This is a genomic window from Tenacibaculum agarivorans (genome assembly GCF_001936575.1).
Lineage (GTDB): Bacteria > Bacteroidota > Bacteroidia > Flavobacteriales > Flavobacteriaceae > Polaribacter > Polaribacter agarivorans.
Window position 1 is genome coordinate 207,114 of record NZ_MSMP01000003.1, and the last position, 20,217, is coordinate 227,330.

Annotated in this window: 10 protein-coding genes; 7 read left to right on the forward strand and 3 right to left on the reverse strand. The window is 30.6% G+C overall.

What is annotated here, in order from left to right:
- Positions 1 to 143 precede the first annotated feature (143 nt).
- Together BVC87_RS03700 and BVC87_RS03705 are read left to right on the forward strand one after the other, a co-directional pair.
- Entirely contained in the window at positions 144 to 3,374 is a 3,231-nt protein-coding gene (locus BVC87_RS03700) for a WD40/YVTN/BNR-like repeat-containing protein (RefSeq protein ID WP_075340998.1), read from the forward strand.
- A gap of 218 nt (positions 3,375 to 3,592) precedes the next feature.
- Positions 3,593 to 5,470 carry a hypothetical protein gene (locus tag BVC87_RS03705; protein ID WP_075340999.1) on the forward strand — a complete coding sequence of 626 codons (1,878 nt, stop codon included), beginning with the start codon at positions 3,593 to 3,595 and terminating at the stop codon, positions 5,468 to 5,470.
- A 198-nt stretch (positions 5,471 to 5,668) separates the two neighbouring features.
- On the opposite strand, the gene BVC87_RS03710 is transcribed toward BVC87_RS03705, so the two are convergent.
- A complete protein-coding gene (locus BVC87_RS03710; protein WP_075341000.1) occupies positions 5,669 to 8,809 on the reverse strand; it encodes a VPS10 domain-containing protein in 3,141 nt (1,046 codons plus the stop codon).
- A 284-nt stretch (positions 8,810 to 9,093) separates the two neighbouring features.
- Here BVC87_RS03710 and BVC87_RS03715 point away from each other — a divergent pair, with 284 nt between their 5' ends.
- Complete coding sequence (locus BVC87_RS03715) at positions 9,094 to 10,278, forward strand: hypothetical protein (RefSeq protein ID WP_075341001.1); 1,185 nt, start codon at positions 9,094 to 9,096, stop codon at positions 10,276 to 10,278.
- A 177-nt stretch (positions 10,279 to 10,455) separates the two neighbouring features.
- Here the strand turns inward: BVC87_RS03715 and BVC87_RS03720 are convergent, their stop codons facing one another.
- The gene (locus BVC87_RS03720; RefSeq protein WP_075341002.1) at positions 10,456 to 11,148 is read right to left on the reverse strand and encodes a LytR/AlgR family response regulator transcription factor; all 693 of its coding nucleotides are present in this window, start codon (positions 11,146 to 11,148) and stop codon (positions 10,456 to 10,458) included.
- The gene (locus tag BVC87_RS03725) at positions 11,145 to 11,933 is read right to left on the reverse strand and encodes a sensor histidine kinase (protein ID WP_075341003.1); all 789 of its coding nucleotides are present in this window, start codon (positions 11,931 to 11,933) and stop codon (positions 11,145 to 11,147) included. Before BVC87_RS03725 ends, BVC87_RS03720 begins: the two co-directional genes overlap by 4 nt.
- A 208-nt stretch (positions 11,934 to 12,141) precedes the next feature.
- Between BVC87_RS03725 and BVC87_RS03730 the strand changes: the two genes are divergently transcribed.
- From BVC87_RS03730 to BVC87_RS03745, 4 genes are all read left to right on the forward strand, one after another.
- Positions 12,142 to 13,008, forward strand: a complete 867-nt coding sequence (locus tag BVC87_RS03730; protein ID WP_075341004.1) for an ABC transporter ATP-binding protein — start codon at positions 12,142 to 12,144, stop codon at positions 13,006 to 13,008.
- Between the two features lie 12 nt (positions 13,009 to 13,020).
- Entirely contained in the window at positions 13,021 to 16,311 is a 3,291-nt protein-coding gene (locus BVC87_RS03735; RefSeq protein WP_075341005.1) for an ABC transporter permease/M1 family aminopeptidase, read from the forward strand.
- A gap of 503 nt (positions 16,312 to 16,814) precedes the next feature.
- Positions 16,815 to 17,762 carry a hypothetical protein gene (locus tag BVC87_RS03740; protein ID WP_143569708.1) on the forward strand — a complete coding sequence of 316 codons (948 nt, stop codon included), beginning with the start codon at positions 16,815 to 16,817 and terminating at the stop codon, positions 17,760 to 17,762.
- 531 nt (positions 17,763 to 18,293) lie between these two features.
- Complete coding sequence (locus BVC87_RS03745) at positions 18,294 to 20,147, forward strand: carboxypeptidase-like regulatory domain-containing protein (RefSeq protein ID WP_075341007.1); 1,854 nt, start codon at positions 18,294 to 18,296, stop codon at positions 20,145 to 20,147.
- Positions 20,148 to 20,217: the final 70 nt, after the last annotated feature.

The window sequence follows — 20,217 nt, forward strand, 5'->3', positions numbered from 1 at the left end:
GTACTAAGGAGAATAAAATGCTTTGTATTATATGATAATGATAAAATGTAAGAGAGAAAGAAATCATTTATTGTGAATTAGAAATTTGAAAACCAATAACAGGAAATTATTCAACTTAACTAAATACATATAAATCTTAAAACATGAATTCATTTTCAAAATTATTATTTGCATTGGGATTAATGCTCTTAATAATTCCACTACAAGCTCAAAAAACGGATAGTAAAACCTTTGCAGGTTTAAAACTTAGAAACATCGGACCCGCTTTTACTTCAGGAAGAATTGCAGACATTGCGATTCATCCTACCAATGAAAACATTTGGTATGTTGCTGTAGGATCTGGTGGGGTATGGAAAACAACCAATTCAGGAACTACATGGAAGCCTATTTTTGATAAAAAAACAACATTTTCTATAGGTTGTGTAGCTATAGATCCTAATAATCCACATACGATTTGGGTAGGTACAGGAGAAAATGTAGGAGGGCGTCACGTAGCTTTTGGTGATGGTATCTACGTAAGCCATGATGATGGTGCGAGTTGGAAAAATATGGGTTTAAAAAAATCAGAGCATCTTTCTAAAATTATAGTTCATCCGGAAGATTCTAATATTATTTGGGCAGTTTCACAAGGCCCATTATGGACTTCTGGAGGAGAAAGAGGTGTATATAAATCTACAGATGGAGGAAAGTCTTGGAAAAGAACTCTAGGAGATAACAAATGGATAGGAGCTACTGATTTAGTTATGGATCCTAGAAATGCAGATGTTTTATATGCAGCTACTTGGCAACGTCATCGTACTGTTGCAGGATACTTAGGTGGAGGACCGGGTTCAGGAATTCATAAAAGTACTGACGGTGGTGAAACATGGACATCCTTAAAAAAAGGAATTCCTAGCTCGAACTTAGGTAAAATAGGTTTAGCAATTTCACCATTCAATCCAGATGTAATTTATGCTGCTATTGAGTTGGATAGAAGAAAAGGAGGCGTATTTATGTCTACAAATAGGGGAGCATCTTGGAAAAAACAATCTAATGCTGTTTCTGGAGGTACTGGACCACATTACTATCAAGAATTATATGCATCTCCTCATCATGAAGGTAAATTGTTTTTAATGAACAATTATGTACAGATTTCAGACGATCATGGTAAGACATTCTATACCATGAACGAGAAAAATAAGCATGTTGATAGTCATGCAATGGCATTTAAAGCTTCAGATCCAAATTATGTATTATTTGGAACAGACGGGGGTTTATATGAAAGTTTCGATTTAACTAAGAGTTGGAAGTTTATTAGGAACTTACCCATTACACAGTATTTTAAATTAGCTGTAGATGATTCTAAACCATTTTATAAAATTTATGGAGGAACGCAAGATAATGGATCGCACGGTGGACCTTCTCAAACTATGTATTCTGATGGAATTACTAATTCTGATTGGTGGAAAACATTAGGTGCAGATGGACATCAATCTGCTATAGAACCTGGTAATCCAAATATTACATATGGAGAGTTCCAACAAGGAGCACTATGGCGAATTGACCAAACTACTAAGGAAATTGTGTTTATTCAGCCACAAGCTATGGAAGGAGATCCTTTTGAGCGTTTCAACTGGGATGCGCCTATTTTAGTGAGTCCTCACAATCCAAAGCGTTTATATTTTGCATCACAACGTGTGTGGAAATCAGAAAATAGAGGAGATGATTGGACTCCTATTTCTAAGGATTTAACACTAAATCAAGATCGTATTACATTGCCTTTCTATGGAAAACAACAAAGTTGGGACAATGCATGGGATGTATATGCCATGTCTAATTACAATACGATTACATCATTAGCAGAATCACCTAAACAAGAAGGTTTAGTGTATGCAGGTACAGATGATGGAATTATCCAAACTACTGAGGATGGTGGTACAACATGGAGAAAATCTTCATTAAACACTGTTAAGGGACTTGGTTTTGTTCCTTTTGTAAATGATGTTCGTACAGATTTATTTGATGCTAATACTGTTTATGCAGCAGTTGATAATCATAAATATGGCGATTATAAACCTTATATACTTAAAAGTACAGACAAAGGAAGAAGTTGGTCTATAATTAGTGGCGATTTACCTGATCGTCTTTTAATTTGGAGATTAGTTCAAGATCATGTCAATAAAAACTTATTATTTGCTGCCACAGAATATGGTATATATTTCACAAATAATGGTGGTAAAAACTGGATACAATTAAAAGGAGGAGTTCCTACTATACCATTTAGAGACATTACCATACAAAGAAGAGAAAATGATTTAGTTGGCGCTTCTTTTGGAAGAGGTTTCTTTGTATTAGATGACATTACACCATTACGTAACTTTACTACATCAATGTTATCTAAAGAAGCTACGTTATTCCCTATCAAAGATGCATATTGGTATAGAGAATGGAGTAGAGTTGGGAGTCAAGGAGATGCTGAATATAAAGCACCAAATGCACCATTTGGAGCACGATTTACGTACTTTATGGCCGATAAAGTGAAATCATTAAAAGATGTACGTAAAGAAAAAGAAAAAACAAATACAGATTTTCCAGGTTGGGAAGCTATTGAAAAGGAGAAAAACCAAGAGTCTCCTGCTATTTTGTTGATTATAAAAGATACTAAAGGAAATATAGTAAATACTGTTAAAGGAACCAATAAAAAAGGGTTCAATAGGGTAAATTGGAAATTAGATTATCCAGACAAAAGAGGAGAAAGGTTAACGCCTAGAAAACGCAGTGGTTTCGGCGGAGGTGGAGGTATGTTGGTCACTCCTGGAACATATACAGCTACTTTAGTTAAACGTGTAGATGGAGTTACTACAGTACTCCAAGGACCTGAAGAATTTAAAGTAGTTCCTATGTATGATGGTGCTTTACCAAGAAAGTCTTTTGATGAAATGAATCAGTTTAGAGAGAGTTTTGTTGCTTTTCAACAAGATTTGACAGCTACAAATATGATGATGGACCAGCAACTTAAAAAAGTTGGAGCAATGAAAAGAGCTGCTGATAAAACAATAGCACCTAATGATGCACTGATAAAAGATATTAATACAGCTAGATTACGACTATTAGCTATTCAAAAAGAGTTAAGAGGTGATGCTGTTAAAAATGAAGTTGGAGAAAAATCAAATCCAACTGCTAATGATGGTGGACGTCTTGGATGGGCTGGATTTACTAGTACTTATGGACCAACTGGCACACATAAAGCGCTATTACAACGTGTAAAAAATCAGTTGAAATCGGTTAAAAGTAAACTAAACACTATTACTATTAACGAATTACCTGCTATTGAAAGACGTTTAAAAGAAGCTGGAGCTCCTTGGATAGAAGGGCAAGGATTAATCAAAAATTAGTACTAGTATTGGTATAAAAAATTAAAGTGATTGTATGTCTACAATCACTTTTTTTGTGTTTAATAGATACTAAAATGATTTAGAGCATTTATTTAATGAGTATTACATCGAATTAAATAGGTTTGTTCAGTTTTTATCATGTTAACAATTCATGTTTTTTAGGTTAAATCTTGTTTATTTATGAAATACATAAAATTTACAATGTAAAATCATCAATAATGAAAAAAAACATACTGCTTTTAATCAATTTACTTATAATTAACTTTCTGTATTCACAATCTATAGAAGTAACTCTTGATTTTAGTCATAAACATGTAGTAGGTACAGTAGATACATTTGAAAGATCTAAATTTATCACCATTCATTCTGCTAATCACGAAGAATTAACAGCTGGTCAACAAAAATTAATGGAATATCTAATCAATGACTTAGAAGTTTATTACGGTAGAGAAGCTGGAACATTAACTAATTTTGGTCCTTTATATCCTGAAAAACATATCAAGGGGTTACAAGATTATAATACCTACTATAAACAAAATCACTTTGCTCATCAACTTGAAAAAGCTCAAGAATTGGTATTAGCAGGACAATACAGCTTATATGATGTATTTGTATCAGCAGCAAAAGACAATCATGCTTTAGCAGGTAAAAATTATGGGGCATATGTATGTGATTATTTACGTAATGTAAATGGAACGGGAGGAATAAACGGACTACCTAGAGCTAAATATATTGAACTACTTAACGAACCTTTATGGGAACAAATTGATCAGTATATAGTTTGGAAAGGTGGAGGTCCAAATAAGGAAGAAGAAAAAGTAATTTTAAGTGAAATTTTCACTTTCCATAAAGAAGCTGCTAAAGAAATTCATAGACAATTACCAGGTACTAAAGTTGGAGGATTTGCAGAAGCATGGCCAGATCCAGAATCTAGAGATTTTTTCAATTGGGAAACACGTTGGAAAACCTTTATTGATGACAATGGAGCAGATATGGATTATTTTTCATTTCATTTATATGATAAACACTGTTTAGGAACTAAAAAGACCTATCGTATGGGAGGGAATTTAGAGGCTTTCATGGATTTACTTTCACATTACAGTCATTTGACTTTAGGAAAAGAAAAACCTTTCTTAATAACAGAATATGGAGGTAGATCTCATTGTTATGAAAATAGTGGTACAAGAAGTGACATTCATGATTGGCTATTCACAAGTTCTATGAATGCTATGATGATGCAATTTATGGACCGAACAGATATGATAGAAAAAGCTATTCCATATATCATGGCTATTTGGACACCTGAATGGAATATTTTTAGATTAGATCTTCCTATTAATAAACAAGATGTATTTTCAGAATATATAAAGTTCTATGAATTATGGAAAGGTGTAAATGGGACTAGAAAAGTAACAACATCTACTGATCTAGATTTACAAGTAGATGCTTATAGTGATGGAAATAAAACCTATCTAATTCTAAACAATATTGATAATAAAGCTGTAACCGTAAATGTAAAAGAATTAGGTCTTTTAAAAAATGAGATTTCAAATATAACATCGAGACATTTTCATTATAAAAACTCAGATTTTAAATTAGATACCAATACCTATAAAAACTTACCCAAAAAACTAAAAATAGGAGGATTTGGTACTAGAATTTTAGTTTATGAGACTAAGAATACTCCAGATATTGAATTTACATCAACAGAAACAAGAAATTATGCTACTGAATACAAAAAAAAGATAACAAAGAATACCGCTATTCATTTTGACATTAATAGCATAAATAAAGGAATGAATGGCGCTGCATTGTTGAAATTAGGATTGGGAAGAGATCATGGTTTATCTTTACAACCGAAGGTTAAAATCAACGAGGAATTATTAAGCGTACCTAGAGATCTTCGTGGAGATGCACAAACTGATAAAGCTTCCTTTTTTGGAATGTTAGAAATTAAAGTTCCTCATAATTTAATAAAAGAAAATAATATTGTTACAGTTGAATTCCCTGACACAGGAGGATATATAACAAGTGTAGTACTGCGTTCATTCAATATGAACAAAGGAAATGTAAAAGTAACGAAGAAAAGTCTTTAAATTATTTAAAACTATCTCAAAAAAGAAAATCGAAGATCTGTTTTAATCAACAAATCTTCGATTTTTTTATTTCTAAATAATAAGTAAATTTCCTCGGGGCAAGCCTAAGAGGTATTTATAATTGACTAACCATTTTTATTTCGAGACAAGTCTCGGGGTATTATACCCTTTGGCGGTGCCAATAAAAGAATTATTTATCTATTTTGTCTTAATAGCTCCAATTCCAGCATTCCATAGTTGTTTATTGTAATTAGGAATCTTAATGTTGATCAAATTTTCTGCTGTTGCTTTTAAGCTTATCCACTGTTTATCCAATTCAGCTTTTCTATCTATTGACGCTTGTGTAACTTTGGGTAAACTACTATTCGTTTGGTTCATTAGGAACAAATACTCCGCGGTAAATTTATTCTCAAAATTTTCTACATCATCATAAGCTTGTGATCTGCGTTGTACCATTTGCTCATCCCATACTTTTATCTCTTTTAAAAGTGCTTTCCCTTTTTCAATTAATGCAGTTTCTTTATTTTGTTTTTTCAATTGTTTTAGAGCTTCTTTGATATCTTTAGACATGGCACTCAATAAATTAACTTTAGTATGCATTTCTGTCGCACTAGCTTCAAGTTGGCTCATAATCAAATCATAAGCATTATAGTCCTCTTTAGTGATTGTATACTTAGGATTTTCTTTAATTATCGCTTTAGTAGTATATGTTTTTCCATCGTATTTTAAATTCATAGTATATGTACCTGGAACAACTTTATGTCCTCTGAAATTTGCTTCAATATAAACCTTAGGAACACCTGGAACAATTTTATGTTGCATATTCCATACAAAACGATTCAATCCTTTTTTCTTAGGTAACCTAGGTGCTCTCGGTGCGCCACCTCCATTATGAGGCACATAATTTTCATCCTTTTTAGACGTATATGAATTGATAAGTTTACCAGAACTATCTGTGATTGTTAATTCAACAGGTTTTGATTTGTCAATCTTAGGAAGTTCATAATATAATTCAATTCCATTCGTAGGATTTACTCCTACAAAGTTTTGCATTCCCTTGAATTTATCTACATTACCATTCATTCTACTTCCCCAAAAACCATAATAAATTGGCTCTGGATTGTAAACCTTTACTTTTTCACTCTTAGAACCATCATATTGAGATAATAACGATAAATTATCTAAAATCCAGAAAGACCTTCCAGAAGTAGCCACAATTAAATCATTACGATGCACCTTTAAATCTAAAATAGGTGTGGTAGGTAAGTTTCTTTGAAAAGGTTCCCAGGTTTTCCCATCATTAAAAGAAATATAAATTCCTAACTCTGTACCTGCATATAATAATCCTTTTTTAGTCTTATCTTCACGAATAACTCGTGTATGAGCTCCGTTAGGAATTCCAGTATTAATTGATTTCCATGTTTTTCCATAGTTATCACTTTTGAAAAGGGCAGGAGTGTAGTCACCTAATTTATACTTGGTAGTAGCAATATATACTACTGCAGGATTATGAGGCGACACTTCAATTGCATTAACTAATGTTTCTCCTAAATTTTTAGGTGTAATATCTTTCCAGTTTTTTCCATTATCCTTAGTAACATGCACTAAACCATCATCACTTCCAGAATAAAAAACGCCTTTTTCGTGAGGAGATTCTATTAAATAACTAATCGTTCCATAATTTTCTGCACCAACAGCTTCATTGGTATATGGTCCTCCACCTTTACCTTGTTTTTCATCTATATCTCTCGTTAGGTCAGGAGAGAAATGTGTCCAGTTTTTACCCAAATCTGTTGATTTTAACACCAATTGAGCAGCATGATAAATTGTATTCGGTTCGTGCTGAGACCAAATAATTGGAGCGTTCCAATTGTATAGATACTTCATATCTCTAGCAGCTTTACCTAAATATTGAATAGGCGCACTCATTATTTTTGTGCTAATCTTACTATTCATATCCAATGCGTTGATAGTTCCTAAGTAACTACCACCTACAGTAATGTTAGGATTGTTTTTATCAAACGCTAAAAATGCACTTTCACCACCAGCAGCTGGAGTCCAATTACGTTCAGAAATACTACTTCCAGTCATATTCATACTGGCAATTTTTAAAGATGTATTGTCTTGTTGACCCGCATAAATATTATATGGAAATAAGTTATCTACATTAATTCTGTAAAATTGTGCGGTTGGCATGATACTTTGAGTAGACCAGGTTTTCCCAAAATTGTAAGAAATAGCTGCTCCACCGTCATTCGCAATTACCATATTCTTTGGATTATTAGGATTGATCCATAAATCATGGAAATCACCATGTGTTCCAGTAATTCTTGACCATTTCTTCCCTCCATTTAAAGAGCGTAAAGCAGGAGCACTTAATACATACACAATTTGATCATTTTTTGGATCAGTGAAAACTTCTGCATAATACCATGCACGTTGAGTTAATCGATTATCTCCACTTACTTGTGACCAGCTTTTACCAGCATTATTCGATACATATAAGCCACTTTTATCTGTTTGCGTATCACTTTCTATTAAAGCATATACTTTATTACTATTACTTCTACATACTGAAACTGCTAGTTTTCCTAATTTTTTAGGTAATCCTTTTTCTAATTTTGTCCATGTTTCTCCAGCATCTACAGATTTATACAAGCCACTACCAGAACCACCACTAATCATTTTCCATGGTGTTCTTTGATGATGCCATAAAGCCGCATATAATACTTGTGGATTGTTCATATCTATAGACAATTCTGAAGCACCTGAATACTCATTACCATATAATGTCTTTTTCCATGTTTTTCCCCCATCAATAGATTTATAAACCCCTCTTTCCTTTGTTGGCAAACTATATTTACCTTGAGCAGCAACATATACAATATCTGGATTTGTAGGATGAACTACAATCCTTGAAATTTGTTCTGTTTTAGTTAAACCAATATGTTTCCATGTTTTACCAGCATCAGTAGATTTATATACACCATCTCCGTAAGAAGTCATTACACCACGAATAGCGTGCTCTCCCATTCCTACATAAACAACATTAGGATTACTCTCTGAAACAGCTACAGCTCCTACAGAGCCTGTTTTAAAAAAACCATCACTTATATTATTCCAGCGTTGACCAGCATCTTCTGTTTTCCACAATCCTCCACCTGTAGTTCCCATATAATAGGTGAGTGGATTATTTACAGTTCCTGAAGCCCCCACAGAACGTCCACCTCGAAATGGTCCAATATTTCTATACTTCATGGAAGAAAAATATTGATCTGCTTTTTGAGCTAGCATCAATATTGGTAATAACAATACAATCAAAGTAACCTTAGATCTCATAAGTTCAGTATTTATTCGGTATTTATTAAGTGTCCTAAATTAAAAAGAATTATTGGGTTTGTAGCGTGTATCATAAAGGAAATAAAGACGATAAAATCGTAAAAGTGTTATTTATTTAACAAAATAATGCAAAAGCACAATTAAAATTAGTGCACTTATACCTTATTTAAGGTCTTTTATGTATTGATTTCATGATGTTTATGTTATTAAATAAGAGTTTAAACTTCTTTCTGTGTATCTTAAAAGTAGTTAAATCTGTCTATTAATACTTAAAAATAAAAAACATGAGTAATCAAACACAAAAAGCCGTATTAGTACCTGTTGCAGTGAATTCAGAACAAGAGTTAAACTCTGCAATTCAACAAATTAATTCAGGCATAGGAGCCACTACTATAGATGTGCAAACTAGTTTTACCCTAACAAAAAATGTAGAAACTATTACTGAAAGTTTACAATTGACAAGTTCTAATAATAGTAAAATTAATGATGGAGGTTTTGCTTTTATTACTATAGAGGATAATAGTGTAGAAGGCATTAAAGTATTTCTTTCTATGGATGCAGGAGGCACAGGTACATCTAAAAACCTTACTTCTGGTAATGGAACTACTTTAATTGGTTTAACTGGAGGAGTATTAGCAAACCTTTCTAATAGTGGTAGTTTTTTTATACCAGAAGGGCACGTGTTTAAGGTAGGAGAAGTTATAGGAAGTGCTAATGTATGTGGAACATTAGATAACAGCAAACCTATAACATGTCCGCAACCTTATACAGGTATTATGAATGTTACAAGTGATGGTACTACTGCTAATGGGAAAATGAATGATGTTATACTTCCTCCTGTAAGTGAAGGAATGGTAATAGTAACAGAAGAAACCAATCTATCTATCAAATCAATTAAATTAGGAGAATTGTGTTCTGTAAATTCATCAGGAAATAATTGTGGTACTATTACTACTTCTGATGGAATTATAGCTCATGGTAATAACAGTATACAAACGCCAGGCTCTGTTAATGGGGTTAATATAAATGGTACTTTGACGCTAAAAGATGGAGGCATTTATCAGTATCAATCTAATGAAACATTGACTAAAGAAATAGGTTGTAAAGCTACAGAGGTTTTAAATGAAAGTGGTTTAGTTGAGCTTGGTAGTTCTGGAAACTGGAATTTTGATACTTATATTCAAACTACTGGTACATTACGATTTACCATACCTAATTATAAAGGAGGTGCTGCATTTTTAAGTTTAAATACAGGGACTTTTAATGGAGGAGATATAGAGATAAATGCAGGTAAATATTATGATCCCAAAGGATTTAATGGAGAGAAAATAAAGTTAATGCAAGCTTCAAAAGAGTTCAAAGGAGATGTAACAAGCTTAGTAAAATTTAATTATTTTCCTGAAGGAATATCCCCTTCTGTTGAAGTAAAAGATAATACTCTTTTTCTTATTTTAAGTGTTAATTCATAACAGAGATAATTTAATATAACCCAGAATGTAAAAATCTAAAGAACATAGTTTTTTATATAAATTCAAAAAATATTATTTCCTGAACTTTGTTCGGAATAAGACAGTAATTACTATAAAAACAATTCATAGATATAGATAATAACAGGTAAAGAAAATAATATTTGTTTTTCAAGTATTTTATTGTTTCAATAAACTATTCAAGTTATTCTTATACATTTTGCCAATTGGGATAATAAAATCTTGGATTAAAATTCTATTTCCTTCGATTTCATTGATATGTTTTTTAGCAATAATAAATGATTTATGAACCTGAAAAAACTGATCATTAGGTAATACGTATAACATATCTGATATTTTTTCTCGTACTTGTATCTCGTTGTCAACCGTTATAACTTTAATATAATTACCAATAGCTTCTACAAATAAAATATCATCTGTTTTAACTTGAATATGTTTTGTACTTGATTTTAAAAACAAACTTTTAGGTTCACTTTTAATAGTAATAGCTTCTTTAGTGAATGTTTTATCATCAATTTTATTAATTGCTTTTACAAAGCGTTCAAAACTAAATGGTTTTAATAAGTAATCAACAATATTAAGTTCATAGCCTTCTAAAGCATATTCCTGATACGCTGTTGTAACAATTACTTTTGGTGCATTTTGTAGTGTTTTTAAAAAATCGAAACCTTTGAGTTTAGGCATATTTAAATCTAAAAATATAAGATCTACTGTATTGTTTTGTATGCATTGCATGGCTTCAATAGCATCATAACAATTCTCTACAAACGAGAGGTTAGGTAATAAATCACAATATCCCTTTATAATATCATGAGCAATATGTTCGTCATCAACAATTATATACTTAATCATAGCTGTAAAGTTAATTTAGAGGTGTAAATATTCATGTGTATAGAAGTTGTAAACTCGTGTTTTTTAGGATACGCTAAGGCTAAGCGTCTTTCTAAATTTTTCAAACCGATACCATTTTCTCCTTGTATTTCCTCATCAAAATTATTTTCAATTATTAACGTAATTCTATTTTCTTTAGCTGTTAGTATAATTGAAATAAAAGCATTCTTTCTTAATACTTCAATACCATGTTTAAAAGCATTTTCCACCAAAATAATAAACAGTAAAGGCATTATTTTTAAATCTTTATTAGCTACATTAATATCAAATTTCACATTAATATCTTTATGATAACGCATTTTATGTAATTCAATATAGTTACTGATAAAATCAATTTCTTGTTGTAATGAAACATATTCTTTTTGTCCTTCATAAATACTATAACGCATCATATCAGACAGTTTTAAAATCAGTTTTTTAGCCTTTTCACTGTCTTTATCTACCAATCCATATAGGTTATTCAACATATTAAAGAAAAAATGTGGATTTACCTGAGATTGTAAATGCATTAACTCTGTTTTTGTTTTTTCATTTTTCAGATTGATAATGAACTTAATATTTATAAACACCCAATGAAAAACAGCAATGCATACAGTAATGAAGTACATAAAAATGAACTCGATAAAACCCTCTAATTTTCCAAAAGTATCATTAAATAAGACAATGATTAAACCAATAATGACAAGTGCTATACGAAGGTTACGCATTGAAAATACAGCTCTACGATTCAAAAATTTCAAATTCATAGGTCAATATTACTCAAATAAAATTCAGAGTACAAATTAGTTGATAAACGACTTAAAATGTAACATAAACATTCTAATATATGTGATAAACATCTTTGATCCCTTTTACCAATAAGAATATCACTACTTAATAGCTATACATCCCAATTTCTTTTTATTGAAACGCTTGATAATTAGGTTTGTCCATATCAAAATAAAAAAGAATCGTATGCAGCTAACTATTAATAATTTGAGTAAAACTTATGATAATGGTGTGAAAGCACTCCAAAATATATCGTTAGAAATGTCAAACGGAATGTTTGGGTTGTTAGGACCAAATGGTGCAGGAAAATCAACATTAATGAGAACCATTGCAACACTACAAGATGCTGATCAAGGAAACATAATGTTAAATGACCTAGAAGTACAAACCAATAAAAACGCTGTTAGAAGATTGCTAGGGTATTTACCACAACAGTTTGGAGTATATCCTAAAATGTCGGCAGAAGTATTGTTACATCATCTAGCTGTATTAAAAGGGATTACAAATAAAAAAGAGCGAACTAATATTGTAAATGCCTTATTGCATAAAACAAACTTATACGATGTTAAAAAACAAAGTTTGGATGGTTTTTCTGGCGGAATGAAACAACGTTTTGGAATAGCTCAAGCACTTTTAAATAATCCTAAATTACTAATTGTAGATGAGCCTACAGCAGGGTTAGATCCTAAAGAACGTAATCGTTTTTATAATCTTTTAAGTGAAATTGCTGAAAACACCATTGTTATTTTTTCTACACATATAGTAGATGATATTAAAGAATTGTGCACCAATATGGCAATTATTAATAAAGGAAAAGTAGTGTTAAAAGGAAATCCATTAGAATTGATCCATCAATTAGAAGGCAAAGTATATCAAAAAGTAATTCATAGAAATGATTTAAATAGATATAAGGATTCCTATAAAGTGATTAATGAAAAATTATTTTTAGGTAAACCTGTCATTCATATTGTAAGTGATACGAATCCCGATAATGGATTTACTCCTGTGAAAGCTAGTTTAGAAGATGTGTATTTCTCTCAAATTAATAACTAAAATAGTATAATTATGTGGTACGAAATATTCAAATTTGAGTTAAAATATAGAGTTAAAAGACCTGAAACTTACGTGTTTTTTGTGTTTTTATTATTGTTTTCAATTGTTGGTGTTGATTTTGTTTTTCAGGGTGTTGAAATTGGTATTGTAAAGAAAAATGCTCCGTTGATTGTAGCGAAAACAATGGGAGCCATAACAGGAATTTTTATGATTATGGTATCTATGATTATGGGAATTCCAATTTTACGAGACTTTCAGTATGATACTGAAGCTTTGTTATTTATCAATCCATTAACCAAGCGAGATTATCTATTAGGTCGATTTTTAGGTTCTTTTGTAGTATTACTATTCATTTTTAGTGGTCTATTATTTGGTATGATGCTAGGTTCACAAATGCCCTGGCATAAAGAAGAAGAAATGCTTGTTTTTAATGTGTTTTCTTATATTCAAACATTTAGTGTGGTGGTGGTGCCGACCTTGTTTTTTGGTGCATGTACTTTTTTTGTTACAGGAATGCTAAGTAAAAAACTATTGGTAGTCTATACACAGGGAATTGTATTGTTTGTGTTGTTTTTATTGACTAAAGCCATTACAAATGAATACTTACAAGGTCTTTTTGATCCGTTTTCTTTAACTACACTAACACAGTTTTCTAAAAACTGGAGTGTTGAAGAACGTAATTTATTAAGCATTTCATTAAGCAATATTCTTTTACATAATAAGCTTTTATGGATTGGATTAGGATTGTTTGTATTGTATTTAGGGTATCATAAGTTTTCATTTACTGTACTTACTAAACAGCATAAAAAAAAGAAAAAAATCAGACAAGAACTCCCAAAAACAATAAATGAAAGTATAAATGTACAAATCCCAAAAGTACTGGTTAAAAGCGATTTAAAATCTAAATGTATTCAATTGTTAGAGCTTACAAAATTTTATACATTTTCTCTTTTAAAAGAAACTTCTTTTTGGGCAATTATTATTTGCGGTATTATTATTATAGCTATTAATTCTGTGAGTTTAGGAACCGTTTATGGGGTTGATAGCTATCCTGCAACGCATTTTATAATAGCTGAATTGCAAGAAATGTCAATGTATTTTTTCATTATTTTATTACTTTTTTATTCAGGAGAACTTGTTTGGAAAGAGCGAAATATAAAGCAGTATGTTTTAAATGACAGTACTGCCATACATAACTTAATTCCATTAACAAGTAAATTTTTAGCATTAGTGAATATTTACATCGTTTTAATGTTAAGTTTAATTGTTACTGGCATACTATTTCAGTTAGCAAACGGGTATTATGAATTAAATTTAGGAGTCTATTTTTCTGGTTTTTTTATCGAAGTCCTACCTTTTCTAATACTCTATACCTTTATTGCTTTTTTCTTTCAGGCAGTGAGTAAAAACAAATTTATTGGAATTTTTTTAACGCTTATTTTTATAATCATTAATGTAAGTTCAGCGTATTTTGGCTTTAAAAATAGCTTGTACAAATTCGGAGGAAAATCACTTGGAATATATTCTGAGATGAATGGTTATGGGCATTTTTTACAACCCTATTTATGGATAAAAATGTATTGGATAGTATTCGGAATCCTAATTTTAACAATAAGCTCGTTACTTATACAAAGAGGTACAGCAACAAATTTATGGCTACGATTGAAACGTTTAAAATATCAAATAACAAAACCTGTTTTAAAAATAGTTATAAGCTTTTTTACACTATTTGTGTTAACAGGGATTTATATTTTTTACAATACGAATATTTTAAATACGTATTGGTCAGACGCTAAAGAACTAGAGTTTAGAGCTAATTATGAGAAAAAGTTGAAGTCTTTAGAATATCTTCCACAACCAAAAATTACCGATGTTAATTTAATTGTTGACTTATATCCTACAAAAAGGAGCTACCAAATTAAGGGGACTTACATATTAAAAAACACTACAAAAAAAACTATAAATGAGATTCATATTCAAAAATTAATAGCGTCTCATGTTTTATTAAAAAGTATTGTTTTTGATAGGGAAGTGGTAAAAAACTCACAGTATAGTGAGTTTGATTATACAATTTATAAGCTGAAAACTCCCTTACAACCAAATGCTATTGTAAAAATGACTTTTGAACAATCGTATACACCTAAAGGTTTTGAAGATGATAATTCGGATACTCAATTTGTTTATAACGGAACTTTTTTTAATAATAACATTTTACCAACGTTAGGGTACAATCTAAAATATGAATTAAAAGATGAAGATGAACGTTTACAATTCAACTTGTTACCTAGAAAAAATAAAGCAAGTATTCAGGATGAAAATGAATTGATAAATGCCAGATCTGGTGGTGATTCTGAAGGAATTAATTTAGAAACAATTATTAGTACTAGTAAAGCTCAAACAGCTATTACATCGGGTAAACTACTGAAGAAATGGACTGAAAATGATCGTAATTATTTTCATTATAAAACACAAGAACAGATTATAAATTTTTACTCTATTGTTTCTGCTGATTATAAAGTCGCTAAGGACTTCTGGAAATCATCAAATTCAAACACGAAAAGCGTTGATTTAGAGGTGTTTTATCACAAAAATCATGTTTATAATATTGATAGAATGCTATTGGGTATGAAGGAATCCTTATCATACTTTTCTACTCATTTCAGTTCGTATCAATATGAACAATTGCGTATTATGGAATTTCCTCGTTACAGAGAATTTGCGCAATCATTCCCAAATGCAATTCCGTTTTCTGAAGCTATGGGATTTGTTTTAGATATTGATAATGAAGAAGATATAGATATGGTGTTTTTTATAACAGCACATGAAGTTGCACATCAATGGTTTGGCATGCAAATAGAAGCAGCTAATGTTCAAGGACGTAATTTTGTTTTAGAAACCTTATCTCAATATACTGCTTTAATGGTATTTAAAGAACAGTATTCTAAAGAAAAAGTACAGCAGTTATTAGATTTACAAAAAGAGATATATGAAGAAAAACGAAGAAAGGCTACACATGAACCTTCTTTAGTATTAGTCGAAAATCAAGATTTTGTTTATTATTATAAAGGAATACTAGCCATGCATAAATTAACTGAATTGATAGGAGAGGAGCGAGTAAACAAAGCCATACAGCGTTTTATTAATGACTGGAATAGTTGTGACGGAAAAATAAAAATGAATACAAAACATTATGCCACATCTAAAGATGTATTAAAATACATCAAAGAAGAAAGTCCTAAAGATATGCATGCTATAATTCATGATTTGTTTGAAACTACAAAAGAGATAAAAAATCAGTATTAGGTTATTATTATAATTTTAGCGTCATTCTGAGATTATAGATAAAATTTTGTGCTACCGATTCTGATGATATTGAATTTAAACGGTCATTACGATGAACGAAACATAGTGAAGTGAAGAAGTAATCTGTTCATTTGATAACTAAAACCTCTTTTAAGACAAAGATTGCTTCATTTCTACTTCGATAAACTCAGAGCCCGTTCGCAAAGACTTCCTTATTTTACAAGGAGCTCAAGGTAAAATTACATCGAACTCCTATTATTTATTAGTAATGACTAAAGAGAATATTCAAAGTAAAAAGTATTCATATTTGTGTTCATACAAATCGAATATATATCTACATAGATTACTGATCTAATTTATTAATAGATTTACAGAAGTTCTAAGATATAATTCAAAAACATCTATATTAGGGAAATGGTTAAATGTTTTTCTATAATAATCTTTCCCTAATTAGATATTTTACCTCAAAACGGAATCCTAATTTTAAAGATATAAGCTAAGAAATGAAGGTTATTAAACGAATACTAAAAGCAATTGGTATTATTCTCACCATTTTTATAGTGATGAATGGATCTTATATATATCGTCAGATGAGTATTTTATTTTCTAAACTACCTGATAAATATAAAGACTATAGTTACACTGGACGATTAGATAGTTTATTATTACATTCTAATTTGAAAGTAAAAATCTTTAAAAGTTTATATCAAGAGCAAATAGTTACTCTAAACGATAGTACTCGCTATATGAGAATTAATCAGCTAGACAGCACTACTGTTTCTTGGTATAAAATTAATTCAAATGGTAAGATAATAGATTCATTACATTTTTATAATGATGAACACGTAGAGGATGTAGATTTTTACTTAATAAGCCCAAAAAAAGAATATTATCTGACTTGGTTACGGGATGGAGACACTATAAAAAAGCCTGTAAAAATTCTGAATAATAAAATCATTAAAAATAATGATACGTTTAAAAATTATTTCAGTGATGTAGCATATACCAATATAGAATACGTAAATGATAGGAATTCAGAAGAAAGAATAAAAAAAGTTATTTTTTATAAAGACGCTACTTTTTATAAGTGTTATACAACAGAAAATGCTTGGGTTCCATATGAAAATTTTTATCATTTCGATAATACAATTAAATATAATAGCTTCGGTAATGTAGTATTTTACGAACGTACTGATTGGAGAGCGGCAACATGGCCTGATTTCAGTCTATATTTAAACGGAAAAAGACCAGACCATTGGTATGGTTATACTTATATTGACTTTACAATTTTAGGAGAGACATTTAAAATTAAAGACTATAGAAAGGCATATGAAGATTATGATACTACTAAAATGTATGGTATTGATCTTTATGAAAATCCAAATAAGAAATATTATCTGTTAAGGGAACTTTCTCATTTCGAGAATGTGTATTATCTAATCACAAAGTAAATAAAGTCTATTTTCAAAAATTTCTGTAGCTAAAAAACTTCTTCTTATTTAGATTTTAGATTGAATGCTAAGAACTTACCCTTAACCTTATGCAAAGTTAATTCACTGATATTTAATTTTTTTAACAAAAAAAACACTATCTTGTAATAGACCAAATTATAATTTATAAACTAATGAAAAATCTATTAATAAGGAGCGTAAATTATACGTTAAAATCACCACACTAAGAGATAATTAAACTTTAAAAATTAATAAAGAATAGCTCTCCATGAGAAAAGTCATTAAACTTCTCTCAAACTTGCTTTTCTTACATCTTACTCTACTAACAACAAATACTCTTGTAAATACTGATAAGCAACTAATTTATACAGGTAAAGAGTTAACGTGTTTTTAACTTTCTAAATATAAATCCTCATAATCAAAGTATTATTTCAAAAATATATTTGATCACTATAAACGACTTCCTATAAAAACTTGGTGGAACCCGAAAAACCAATACTAAAAGAGTAGGGAAATTTTAAACCTTCTATTATGAAAAAAACATTTTTTAAACAATTAATTTATGCACTCGCTATCATTTTCTCTTTAATGGCTTGTGAACAGGAGACAAGTCTAATAGATAATAATACTGAAAACATAAGTGTAAACAACTTACAAAGAAAAGCTAAACCTAAGAATGAGGTTGATGATAAATTACTCGAATACATCAAAGAGTATAGTGGAAAACAGGTCAAATCTAATTTTTTAGGTAGGATAATAGACGAAAATGACCAACCTATTAAAGGAGCCAAAGTAATCATCGGAAATCAAGTAAAAGAGACCGATGAAAATGGAATGGTATCTTTTACAAGCGTAATAGTACAAGAATATTTTGCTTATATACAAGCCTTTGCTGAAGGATACTTAGATGGTTCTCGAGTTATTGTACCTAATTTTGATAAGGGAAACCAAAATAATTTTACTATCAAATTATTTAAGTTTAAATCTGTAGGACGTATAGATTCAAAAAAAGGAGGAAAGGTAAGTTTTAAGTCTGAAAAAGGAGAAGGGGCTATTTATTTTAATTCTGGATTTACTGATGAATCCGGTAATGTATATACTGGAGATGTTGCTGTAAGTGTAAACTACTTAAATCCTCTTAATCCAGATACGGCAAATACTATGCCTGGAGATTTATACGGTATCACAGAAAATTTTGAACAAGTTGCATTAGGATCTTATGGTATGGTACAAGTAGAATTAAGAGGAACATCTGGAGAAAAACTACAAATCATAGATCCTGCAAAATTAATTATGCCTATTCATCCAGATCAAGTTGCTACTGCTACAAATCAAGTCCCTATGTGGTCGTTTAATGAAACAGCAGGAGTATGGTACGAAGAAACAATTGCTGAAAAAGATGGAAATCATTATGTAGCTGAAGTATCGCATTTTTCATTTTGGAATTGTGATGCACCATTTCCTGTAGTTAACTTTTCAGCCACTGTGGTTGATGCTTCTACTTTAAACCCTATAACTGGGTTACGAGTTGAAATTACATATAGTGGATTTACAAGGTACGCTACTACAAATGCTAACGGAATAGTAAGTGGTAAAGTTCCACAAAATCAAACTATGGAAATTAAAATACTCGACAGTTGTGGAAATGTATTATACATTGATCCTTCTTTTGGTCCATTTGCAACCACAACTAATATTACCATTCCCGTTACGTTAAGTCCACTTCAAACTTTTACACTTTCAGGAACTGTTAATGACTGTTTAGGATCTCCTGTTACCAATGGTTACGTTACGTTATCTTCTGCTTCTGGTCAGCATATTGCAGGTATTTTAGTTACTGCAGGTACGTATAGCTATACAGGTATTGGTTGTGTTTTACCTTCAAATATTACTATTACTGGAGTGGATTTAACAACAGCACAAAGTTTAACAACAGTAACAACGGTAAACTCTGGAACTAACACTGAAAATTTAATTCTTTGTGGAGGATTGGCAAGTGAATATATACGATATCGTGTGAATACGACTACAGGACCGTATGAATATGATTTAATACAACCTTATGGAGGTATAAGAAGTAGTCGTTTTTATTTAAGCGCTTCTAATACTACAAGTGGTACATTTATATTTGGAAATACCTTAACTGTAGGTTTCGGATATCCATTTGGAACTATAGGAATAGAAAAACTAGGGCATGTTAATGGTATAAACCCAAGTGCAACTATGGCATTGGCAAATCCTATGACTTTTGATTTAGTAGCTATTACTACAGGACCAGGAGGAATTGGTCAATATATATCAGTAGACTTTTCGGGTAATTACGTAGATAATAATGGAAATACCAATACTATTGAAGGAGAAGCTCGTATTTTCAGAGATTTTTAATAATTAAAAGTTTATCATAAACTTAATTGACTTTAGAGACTTAAAATATATGTCATATTTTAAGTCTCTA